Here is a 10,000-nt window from a genome sequence, read left to right on the forward strand (position 1 = left end):
GGGCGGGGCCGGCGGAACCGGCGCCTCGGCCTGCGAAACCGGCGCGGGAGGGGGCGGCGGAGCGGGCGGGGCCGGCGGGGCGACCTGCACGGTGTGCTCGTCGGTCAGCACGATCACCTGGCGCGCGCCGGCGGCCTGACCGGTCGTCGGCGTCTCCGCCGCTGACAGGACAGAGGCGGGCGAAGTCAGTTCGAGCGCGGCCAGCGGCGTGGCGACGACCGCCAGGCCTCCGACAGCCAGGGCGAGGACGAGGGGACGGGACGGCGCGTTGCGAGGCGTCTTCATGATGCGGGTGATCCTTTTCGACAGGGAATGGGCGGGGCCGGTCAGCCCCACTGCCGCGAGGCCGGCGACGCGGCCGGCGGGGCGGCCGACGTCGGCGGCCAGACCGACGAGGGTCCGGGCATAGGCTTCGGGCGCCAGATGTCTGAGGGCCGCCGCGTCCGCCGCATCCTCCGTGCGGGCCGCCAGCCGGGCGTGCAGCCACCAGACCAGCGGGTTGAACCAGAACAACGCCACAGCAGCTCTGGACAAGAGCAGGAACAGCCAGTCCCGGCGGCGAATGTGGGCCAACTCGTGAGCCAGCACGGCCTGGGCGCAGTCCGGGCGAGCGGCCAGCTCCTCGCTGATCAGCACCACCCCCGGCGGGAGCCCCCAGCTCAGGGGGGCGGGCGTGGACGCCGAGGCGATCAGACGAGGGCGCCGTCCGCTGGACAGGGTGTCCAGAGCGGTCGTCCAGCGGGATGCCGTCACCGGCTTGCCGGCGTGGGTCCACCGAACGAGCGTCAGAAGGCCCAACGCAAAGCGGCCAAGGATCAGCACAACCCCGACGGCCCACACCAGCGCCGCAATCAGGGTCGGCGACAGGTCGGACACCGAGGCGGAGACGGCGACGCCGCCGACCGCGCCGATGTCCCCGCTCCACAACGGCGCCGCAGCGACTTCCGCAATCGGTTCCGACGCGGGCAACAAGGGCACTGCAAGCGCGGGCAACACCAGCATCAGGGCCGGCAGGGCCAGCAGCAGCAGGACCGTGGCGCGGAGCACATCCACGACGTCCGTCGCCGGACGGGCCCGCAAGGCCGCTGAAACCAGCAGGCCCGCGCCAGCGATCACGCCGGATTTGAGCAGGAGTTCGATAAACAGGGTGACAGTCATGCGTCCCGGTCCCCGGCGTCGTCGATCGCACGGCGCAGGGCCTCGACCTCCTCAGGGTTCAGGGAACGGGTCAGACCCAGCAGGGCCGTCGCCGCGCTGGCCGCCGAACCGGCGAAGAAGGTGTCGACCATCCGGCGCAGGGCGCCCGTCGCCAGCGCCTCCGGTTCCGGCGCCGGGCGATAGACCACCCCGCCCTCCCCCGGCTCCCGCTCCACCAGCCCCTTGGCTTCGAGGCGGGCCAGCAGGGTCCGGACGGCGGAGTCGCTCAGCGGATCGGTCAGGGCCGCCCGGACCGCGCCGGTCGTCCCCTGTTCAAGGCGACACAGGGTCTCGAACACCTCGCGTTCACGCCTGGGCAGCGTCTCGATCATTGCGTCATTCCCCGTTCACTACACTTGTAGCGCTACATTTGTAGCGAATTGCGTCAGGATCAGGGCGGGCGAATGAACTCGTGGAAATGTGGCGGCGGATAGCAGAAGGCCCTGCCCGGGGTGGGACCGGGGCAGGGCCTTCGCGTCAGGGACAGGCTGAACCTTACAGACGCGTTCAGAACGTCCAGACGGTCTTCAATCCGCCGACGACCATGTCAGGACGGTCCTCACGGCCGCCGGGGTGGTGGATAAGCTGGAGATTGGGCCGCAGCGTCAGCCAGGGCGTGGCGCGGAAGCCGTAGTAAACCTCGGCCACATACTCCCGGCTGGCGGCCGGAAGGGTGCGCGTCCCGGCTTCGATCTGGGCCTGCTGGCTGTCGGTGAGGCGCGGGTTGTAGCCGCTGGCGCCGACGGCGAAGCCGATTTCGTCCTTTGGACGGGCGGCGATGGGGCCGGTCCAGGCGAGGCCGACAGCGACCTTGCCCTGCAGATTGTTGGTGCGCGGATCGGTGACGATGGCGTTGACCATCGCCTTCACCCCGTTGCGACCGTCCGCATCCGGAGCCCGCAGGGTCTGAACGACATTGGCGTAGAAGCCGTAGCGCCCGCTGCGCTCCTGCCCCGGCAGGCCGGTCAGGGCGATCCAGTCGCCGTTCACATCCGTCGCAATGTCGGGAACGTCCGCCGTGTCGTACCAGCCGCCGACCTTGTAGCTGCCGGTCAGGTTGTCCCCGAAGGTCGGCGTCCAGGCCGTCTCGACCATGGTCAGGAAGCCGTCGTCGACATCGAATGCGAAGTTGAAGCCCTGACTCGGACGCAGGTTCTCGGGGTTCGATTCATAGACCCCGACCGAGACGGTGTGTTCGGGCGCGACATTCAGCTTGAGGCGCGCGCCCCACTGGCTGACCGGGAAGTTGTAGAGGACGTCATGCGCGATATGACCCGGGGCCGAGCCGCACAGGGTCAGGTTCTGGAAATCGCAGGCCGCGCCGGCGAAGTCCTCGGCCGAGCTCATGCGCCCCAGCTTCAACGAGCCGCCCGTGAAGCTCTGCTCGTACCAGAACTGGCTCAGACGCCAGACCTGCCCGCGACCATAGACCGGCTGCACCTGCTGGATCACGCCCAGGGGCGAGTCGTTGGTCAGGGCGTTGCCGTGCCGGTTGCTGATCGTCATCTGGAACTTGCCGCCCTCGATGCCGAACATCCGGTTCGCATCAAGGGTGGCGCCGAGGCTGAGTTGGCCGGAGGTCCGGACGAACTGCGGCGTGTCGCCGATCGCATTCCACGCGGTCTCGGTGATTTCGCCCGCCGTCAGGGTCAGGCCCCGATCCTTCAGGCGATCGCGCAGACCATCCCAGTCGCCGGTCATGGTGTTGGCGAAGGCCGACGCCGGAGCGGGCGCGGCCGGTGTCTGGGCGAAAGCGGACGTCGCGCAGATCAGCGTCAGCAGACCTGCGCCGGCAAGCCGCCGAACCGGGTGTTTGAAGTGCATCTGTTCCCTCCGGACCTCTTCGGGTCATCGGCGGGAAAGTTCGGAAAGCGCTGTCAGATGACAAACGCGAAGATTTATCCAACAGGTGAATCCGTTTCACCTCTAACCAGAGGTTCCCGATTGGCCGAGGGATCCTTGGCCAGTTCTCCAATCAGCCACCGCGCGAATGCGACGACGATGGAGCGCTGGGCGTTGCGCTTCGGATAGACCAGATAGTGCGGCGCGTAGATGAGGTTGTCGCATTGACCATCCAGCGGCGCGACCAGTCTGCCGCTGGCCAGTTCGCGCTCCGCCAGCCGCGTGGAGTCCAGACAAACGCCGAGTCCGTCCGCCGCGGCCTGCACGGACATGAAGCTGCGATCGAAGCGCATGCCCACGCTCTCGGGCGCCTTCAGATGGTTCGCGCGGAACCAGTCCTCCCAGGTCACGGCCTTCAGAGAACTGCGGATGAGGGTCAACTTGTAGAGGTCATCGGGCGTCCTGATCCGTTCGGCCATGGCGGGGCTGCACATCGGCTTCACCACCTCCCGCCCCAGTGAGTGTACAATCAGACTATCGTTCTCCGGCTTGCCGTAGACGATATCGGCGTCGAACTCGTCCGCCGCGAACCGGCTGTAATCGGTGCTGGCCGCGATCCGCACTTCCATCCCCGGATGCTTCTCCAGAAAATCCGAAAGGCGCGGCGTCAGCCACTGGGCGGCGAAGCTGGGGGCCGTATGCAGGCGCAGCAGTTGAGCCTGACGCGCCGACACCGCCGTGACCCCGACGCGGATATGGCTGAACGCCTCCTCGACATGCTTGTGCAGGGTTTGACCGTTCTGGGTCAGGCTCAGGGACCGGCCATTGCGGTCGAACAGCAGGGCGCCGAGCGACTTCTCCAGCTTGGAGATCGCGTGACTGACCGCGCTGGGCGACAGGTTCAACTCCTCGGCCGCCAGACGGAAGGAGCCGTGCCGGGCGGCGGCGTCAAACGCGCGAAGAGAACCGAAGGCAATGTTCATACCGGACATGAACAATATTCACCCGTCCGTGTAAACATAGCATTTGTCACCCTCGACACCTTCGCCCCTTATCCGCCGCAACGAAGACACCCGCGAACCGGGGAGGAAACAGGCGTCGATCCACGGCCCTTCCGGCCGTCCTTCCGCGCACGTCCCTTCCCGCCGCGCGCATCGAAGGAACCCGCGTGAGCGATCCCACTCCCGGCAATATGCCGTCCGTCGAACTGGCCCGGCGCGCCTATCACATCCGAAAACATGCCCTGCGCATGGGCGCCGTCCAGGGTCAGGGCTATGTCGGCCAGGCGCTCGGCGTCGCCGACGTTCTGGCCGTGGCCTATTTCCGCGCCCTGTCCTACCGCCCGAACGAGCCGGAATGGGAAGGTCGTGACCGCTTCCTGCTGTCGATCGGCCACTACGCCATCGCCCTGTACGCGGCGCTGATCGAGGCCGGGATCATTCCGTTCGAGGAGCGCGACACCTACGGCTCGGACGACAGCCGCCTGCCGATGTCGGGCATGGCCTCCTACACGCCGGGGATGGAGATCTCGGGCGGTTCGCTGGGCCAGGGTCTGGGCATCGCCGTCGGCATGGCGCTGGGCCTGAAGCGCAAGGGCTCGGACCGCTTCGTCTACAACCTGCTGTCAGACGGCGAACTGGGCGAAGGCTCCACCTGGGAAGCCGCCCTGTCGGCCCCGCACTGGAAGCTGGACAACCTGATCGCCCTGGTCGACTTCAACAACCAGCAGGCCGACGGTCCCTCGCAGGAGGTGCTCAGCGCGCCGGACCTGCAGGCCAAGTTCGACGCCTTCGGCTGGTTCGCCCAGCGCGTGGACGGCAATGACATCGAGGCCGTGATCGCCGCCTTCGACGCCGCCCGCGAACTGACCGACGCCAAGCCCCGCATCATCATCTTTGACACCCTGATGGGTAAGGGCGTGCCCTTCCTCGAGCAGCGCGAGAAGACCCACTTCATCCGCGTGGATGAGGAGGAGTGGGATCTCGCCCTCAAGGCCGTCGATGACGGCTGGGTCGCCGCCGGCGGCGTCGTGAACGCCGACATCTGAAGCCGACAAATCAGGATCTGAACACCGTGCCCGCACCCCGCCTGAAGACCTCGGCCATGATCGCCTCGATCGCCGCCGAAGGTCAGCGCACCCTCTCCGCCCCCTTCGGCCATGCCCTGGCCAAGGCCGCAGAAACCCGTCCGGAGATCGTCGGCATGACCGCCGATCTGGGCAAGTACACCGACCTGCACATCTTCCAGCAGGCTCACCCCGACCGGTTCTACCAGATGGGCATGGCCGAGCAGCTGCTGATGATGTCGGCCGCCGGGATGGCGCGCGAGGGCTTCCATCCCTTCGTGACCACCTACGCCGTGTTCGCCGCGCGCCGCGCCTATGACTTCCTGTGTCTGGCCATCGCCGAGGAAGACCTGAACGTGAAGGTCGTCTGCGCCCTGCCCGGCCTGACGACCGGCTACGGCCCCAGCCACCAGGCGACCGAGGATCTGGCGATCTTCCGGGGCATGCCGAACCTGACCATCATCGACCCCTGTGACGCCGTCGAGATCGAGCAGGCGACCGCGGCCCTCGCCGACCATCGCGGCCCGGCCTACATGCGCCTGCTGCGCGGCAAGGTTCCGGCGGTGCTGGACGAGTACGGCTACACGTTCGAGTTGGGCAAGGCGAAGACGATCCGCGAAGGCGCGGACGTGCTGATCATCTCGTCGGGCCTGATGACCATGCGCGCGCTGGAGACGGCCGACGCGCTGAAGGCCGACAATATTGAAGCCGGCGTGCTGCACGTCCCGACCATCAAGCCGCTGGACGAAGCCACCATCATCGAGGCGGTGAAGGCGAAGCCCGGCCGTCTGGTCGTCGTGGCCGAGAACCATTCGGTCATCGGCGGACTGGGTGAAGGCGTGGCCGCCGCCCTGCTGCGCGCGGGCGTGTTCGCACCGTTCAAACAGGTCGCCCTGCCGGACGCCTTCCTCGACGCCGGCGCCCTGCCGACGCTGCACGATCGCTACGGCATCTCGACCAAGGCCATGACCACGAGCATCAAGGGCTGGCTGTCCGAATAAGGACCGTCAGCCGCATCAGACCCGGAACACCGGGATGAAACGGGGAGGAAAACCGTGACTGACACCACGCTGCCGAAACCGGCGCCGACCATCGCGTCGAACGCCACCTACAAGAAGATCCTGTGGCGGCTGATGCCGTTCCTCTTCCTGTGCTTCCTGGTCGCCTACATCGACCGGATCAACATCGGGTTCGCCAAGCTGCAGATGCAGTCGGATCTGGGCTTCTCGGATCTGGTCTACGGACTGGGCGCGGGGATCTTCTTCATCGGCTATTCCGTGTTCGAGGTTCCCTCGAACATGATCCTGCACAAGGTCGGGGCCCAGAAGTGGATCGCCCGGATCATGATCACCTGGGGCATCATCTCCTGCGGCTTCGGCTTCGTGCATACGGAGTGGCAGTTCTACGCCCTGCGCTTCCTGCTCGGCGTGGCCGAGGCGGGCTTCGCCCCCGGCGCCCTGCTGTTCCTGACCTACTGGTTCCCGGCGGCCCGCCGCTCGCGCGCCAATGCCCTGCTGCTGCTCGGCATCCCGACCGCCGGCATCGTCGGCGCCCCGCTGTCCGGCTTCATCATGGAAAGCATGGCCGGATACGCCGGTTGGGAAGGCTGGCGCTGGATGTTCATCATCGAGGCCATCCCGGCCATCATCGCCGGCCTGCTGGTCTTCACCTTCCTGCCGAACAAGCCGTCGGACGTGAAATGGCTCAGCGACGATGAGAAGAAGGCCGTCCAGGCCGACCTCGACGCCGACGACGCCGTGCGCACCGCCCACATGTCGGTGAAGCAGTTCCTCGCCGACCGTCGCCTGTGGCTGCTGACGGCCATCTATTTCTGCATCGTGATGGGCCAGTATGCGATCTCGTTCTGGCTGCCCAGCATCGTCAAGAATGCCGGGGTCGAGAGCCCGTTCGCCAACGGCCTGATCAGCGCCATCCCCTTCCTGGCCGCCGCCATCGCCATGATCTCGTTCAGCATCAGCGCGGACAAACGTCGCGAGCGCCGCTTCCACCTGATCATTCCGATGTCGATGGGCGCGATCGCCCTGGCCCTGGCCCCGTCCTTCTCGAACAATCTGGTCCTGTCGGTGATCTGCCTGGCCTTCGCGGCCGCCGGCCTGCTGTCGTCGACGCCGATGTTCTGGAGCCTGCCGCCGGCCTTCCTCGGCGGGGTCTGGGCCGCCGCCGGTATCGGGGCGATCAACGCCATCGGCAACGTGGCCGGCTTCGCCTCGCCCTATGTCATCGGCGCCGTGGTCAACGCCACCGGCCATCTGAGCTGGGGCCTTTACACCATCACCGCGATCGTCCTCTTCGGCATGCTGCTCGTCTTCCGGGTGCCCAAGAGCGTCAATCGCTGATCCTTCCCGTACCGGAGTAGCATCATGATCGTCGGTTTTGTCGGCCTTGGAGCCATGGGTCTGCCGATGGCCCGGAACCTGATTGGCGCCGGCCACGCGGTTCAGGGTTTCGACCTGCGGCCCGAGCCGGGCCAGGCCCTCGCCGCGGCCGGCGGCAGGGCGGTGGCCTCTGCAGTGGAAGCCGCCGCCGGCGCCGACGTCCTGATGCTGATGGTGGTCAACGCCGCCCAGGCCGAACAGGTGTTGTTCGAGGCCGGGGCGCTGCAGGCCCTTCCCGAAGGCGGGACCGTGGTCCTGACCGCGACCTGCCTGCCGAAGGAGGCCGAGGCCATGGCCGCCAGGGTCACGGCCGCGGGGCGTCGCTTCGTCGACGCCCCGGTCTCCGGGGGCACCGCCGGAGCGAAGGCCGGCAGCCTCTCCATCATGGCCGGCTGCCCAACGGCCCTGTTCGAAGAGTTGAAGCCGCTCTTCGAAGGCTTCGGCGGCAAGCTGTTCCATGTCGGCGAGGCGGCGGGTCAGGGCCAGATGGTCAAGACCGTCAACCAGCTGCTGTGCGGCGCCCACATCGCCGTGGCCGCCGAGGCCCTGTCGCTGGCCGAGAAGATGGGCGTCGATCCCAAGGTGGCGCTCGAGATCACCGGCGGCTCGGCGGCCGCGAGCTGGATGCTCAACGACCGGGGCCCGCGCATGCTTCAGGCCGATCCCGAGGTGACCAGCGCCGTCGACATCTTCGTCAAGGATCTGGGCATCGTCCTGGCCGCCGGGCGGGACAGCCAGGCCGCCCTGCCGCTGGCGGCGGCGGCGCACCAACTGTTTGTCGCCACCTCCGGACGGGGGGATGGCCGGGCCGACGACAGCCAGGTGATCCGAAGCTACGCCCTGCTCAACGGATTGGCTGCGCGGGGCTGACTCCTCCCCCATCCCTGCGCGCCCGAACGGCCCGTCGCCCCCGCGACGGGCCGTTTTCGCGTGGGCCTTGCGCAGGGCCGGGCCTGCCGCTTCGGGCCCGGAAGGCCCGGCCGGAGAGCGCCCTGCCACCCCCTGCCCGCGTTTCCGCCCCTGTTGCGGTCGGGACCCGGCGGCGCGCCGGGCATGGATCTCGCTGCGGTCCCCAGGGTCAGCGCCCCTGACCTGGATGACAGCAAGTCAGCGTCGTGGGTCCCGGAGCGGCGCGCCTGAAGGAGCCGCCGCCGGAACGGAGATCGTCGGCGTCGATGCCCGACCCGTCCGTTGAACAAGGCCGCGCTCCAGGTCCCCGCCGATGCCGTTGACCGGACATGGCACAGCGCCGTCCGGATTGCGCGGCGACCCAGGCGCCGGCGCGGCGGGCGTCGGATTGGCACTTTTGGAGGCAGGGGGCTGTGTAGCCGCGTTCAGGGGTGTTTGTCGGGTTGGTTTGTTGGGGACAGCAAAAACCCCCGGGCCATGGGCACGGGGGTTTTGATTTGGGTGCGGGAGCAGGATTTGAACCTGCGACCTTCAGGTTATGAGCCTGACGAGCTACCGGGCTGCTCCATCCCGCGGCAGTGGGGTGTGATGGAAGCTGTTCGAGTTGTTTTTCTAATCCGCTGACCGACTGGTAGACCCGGCGGCGACCTACTCTCCCGCGCCTTAAGACGAAGTACCATTGGCTCTGGAGGGCTTAACGACCGAGTTCGGAATGGGATCGGGTGGGGAACCTCCGACATAGCCACCGGGTCAACCAGGCGGTCAGTGGATTGGAGAAGACATTGTCTATTCAAAGATCGAATGAGTTTTGCTGAGAAACGATCAAGCCGATCGGATTATTAGTACCAGTCAGCTTCATGGGTCGCCCCACTTCCACACCTGGCCTATCAACGTGGTAGTCTTCCACGATCCTCAGCGAAGCCTTGTTTTGAGGTTAGTTTCCCGCTTAGATGCTTTCAGCGGTTATCTATTCCGTACATAGCTACCCTGCTGCGCAGCTGGCGCCACGACAGGTCCACCAGAGGTACGTCCATCCCGGTCCTCTCGTACTAGGGACAGATCCTCTCAAGCTTCGAACACCCACGGCAGATAGGGACCAAACTGTCTCACGACGTTCTGAACCCAGCTCACGTACCACTTTAAATGGCGAACAGCCATACCCTTGGGACCTGCTCCAGCCCCAGGATGTGATGAGCCGACATCGAGGTGCCAAACTTTGCCGTCGATATGGACTCTTGGGCAAAATCAGCCTGTTATCCCTAGAGTACCTTTTATCCGTTGAGCGATGGCCCTTCCACGCGGGACCACCGGATCACTATGGCCGACTTTCGTCTCTGCTCGACTTGTCAGTCTCGCAGTCAGGCGAGCTTATGCCATTGCACTCGACGAGCGATTTCCGACCGCTCTGAGCTCACCATCGCGCGCCTCCGTTACACTTTGGGAGGCGACCGCCCCAGTCAAACTACCCACCACGCCATGTCCCGGGACCGGATAACGGCCCTCGGTTAGACGTCAACGACAGTAAGGGTGGTATTTCAAGGATGACTCCACCGGTGCTGGCGCCCCGGTTTCATAGTCTCCCACCTATCCT

General features: G+C 66.6%; 8 protein-coding genes, 1 tRNA gene and 2 rRNA genes (1 of these 11 cut by a window edge). 4 read left to right on the plus strand and 7 right to left on the minus strand.

Annotated features, from left to right (window positions below; translation table 11 throughout):
• From ACLQ7T_RS11960 to ACLQ7T_RS11975, 4 genes are all read right to left on the minus strand, one after another.
• Window positions 1-1,158, minus strand: a 1,158-nt coding sequence (locus tag ACLQ7T_RS11960) for a M56 family metallopeptidase (protein ID WP_420479637.1), incomplete at its 3' end; no start/stop codon positions are given.
• On the minus strand, window positions 1,155-1,529 hold the full coding sequence (locus ACLQ7T_RS11965; protein WP_420479638.1) for a BlaI/MecI/CopY family transcriptional regulator: 375 nt from the start codon (window positions 1,527-1,529) through the stop codon (window positions 1,155-1,157). The genes ACLQ7T_RS11960 and ACLQ7T_RS11965, both read right to left, overlap by 4 nt.
• Window positions 1,530-1,704: 175 nt before the next feature.
• Entirely contained in the window at window positions 1,705-3,021 is a 1,317-nt protein-coding gene (locus ACLQ7T_RS11970; protein ID WP_420479639.1) for a carbohydrate porin, read from the minus strand.
• 74 nt (window positions 3,022-3,095) lie between these two features.
• Window positions 3,096-4,031 carry a LysR substrate-binding domain-containing protein gene (locus ACLQ7T_RS11975; RefSeq protein WP_420479640.1) on the minus strand — a complete coding sequence of 312 codons (936 nt, stop codon included), beginning with the start codon at window positions 4,029-4,031 and terminating at the stop codon, window positions 3,096-3,098.
• A gap of 176 nt (window positions 4,032-4,207) precedes the next feature.
• Here ACLQ7T_RS11975 and ACLQ7T_RS11980 point away from each other — a divergent pair, with 176 nt between their 5' ends.
• From ACLQ7T_RS11980 to ACLQ7T_RS11995, 4 genes are read left to right on the plus strand one after another with little or no spacing between them, the layout of a single operon-like run.
• Complete coding sequence (locus ACLQ7T_RS11980; protein ID WP_420472133.1) at window positions 4,208-5,086, plus strand: transketolase; 879 nt, start codon at window positions 4,208-4,210, stop codon at window positions 5,084-5,086.
• 26 nt (window positions 5,087-5,112) lie between these two features.
• On the plus strand, window positions 5,113-6,105 hold the full coding sequence (locus tag ACLQ7T_RS11985; RefSeq protein ID WP_420479641.1) for a transketolase family protein: 993 nt from the start codon (window positions 5,113-5,115) through the stop codon (window positions 6,103-6,105).
• A gap of 54 nt (window positions 6,106-6,159) precedes the next feature.
• On the plus strand, window positions 6,160-7,461 hold the full coding sequence (locus tag ACLQ7T_RS11990; RefSeq protein WP_420479642.1) for an MFS transporter: 1,302 nt from the start codon (window positions 6,160-6,162) through the stop codon (window positions 7,459-7,461).
• Between the two features lie 24 nt (window positions 7,462-7,485).
• Complete coding sequence (locus ACLQ7T_RS11995) at window positions 7,486-8,370, plus strand: NAD(P)-dependent oxidoreductase (protein ID WP_420479643.1); 885 nt, start codon at window positions 7,486-7,488, stop codon at window positions 8,368-8,370.
• Window positions 8,371-8,907: 537 nt separating this feature from the next.
• Here ACLQ7T_RS11995 and ACLQ7T_RS12000 read toward each other — a convergent pair.
• From ACLQ7T_RS12000 to ACLQ7T_RS12010, 3 genes are all read right to left on the minus strand, one after another.
• A tRNA-Met gene (locus tag ACLQ7T_RS12000) sits at window positions 8,908-8,984 on the minus strand.
• Between the two features lie 60 nt (window positions 8,985-9,044).
• Window positions 9,045-9,159 (minus strand): 5S ribosomal RNA (gene rrf / locus ACLQ7T_RS12005).
• Window positions 9,160-9,227: 68 nt separating this feature from the next.
• Window positions 9,228-10,000: ribosomal RNA gene (locus tag ACLQ7T_RS12010) — 23S ribosomal RNA — on the minus strand; it runs 2,015 nt beyond the window's last position.

The sequence above is a fragment of the Brevundimonas sediminis genome (assembly GCF_048799765.1).
Taxonomy (GTDB): Bacteria; Pseudomonadota; Alphaproteobacteria; order Caulobacterales; family Caulobacteraceae; genus Brevundimonas.

What these genes read in the sequence shown, in the direction of transcription:
- ACLQ7T_RS11970 (WP_420479639.1), bottom strand. Translation starts at nt 3,021, where the DNA reads ATGCACTTCAAACACCCGGTTCGGCGGCTTGCCGGCGCAGGTCTGCTG.
- ACLQ7T_RS11975 (WP_420479640.1), bottom strand. Translation starts at nt 4,031, where the DNA reads ATGTCCGGTATGAACATTGCCTTCGGTTCTCTTCGCGCGTTTGACGCC.
- ACLQ7T_RS11965 (WP_420479638.1), bottom strand. Translation starts at nt 1,529, where the DNA reads ATGATCGAGACGCTGCCCAGGCGTGAACGCGAGGTGTTCGAGACCCTG.
- ACLQ7T_RS11995 (WP_420479643.1), top strand. Translation starts at nt 7,486, where the DNA reads ATGATCGTCGGTTTTGTCGGCCTTGGAGCCATGGGTCTGCCGATGGCC.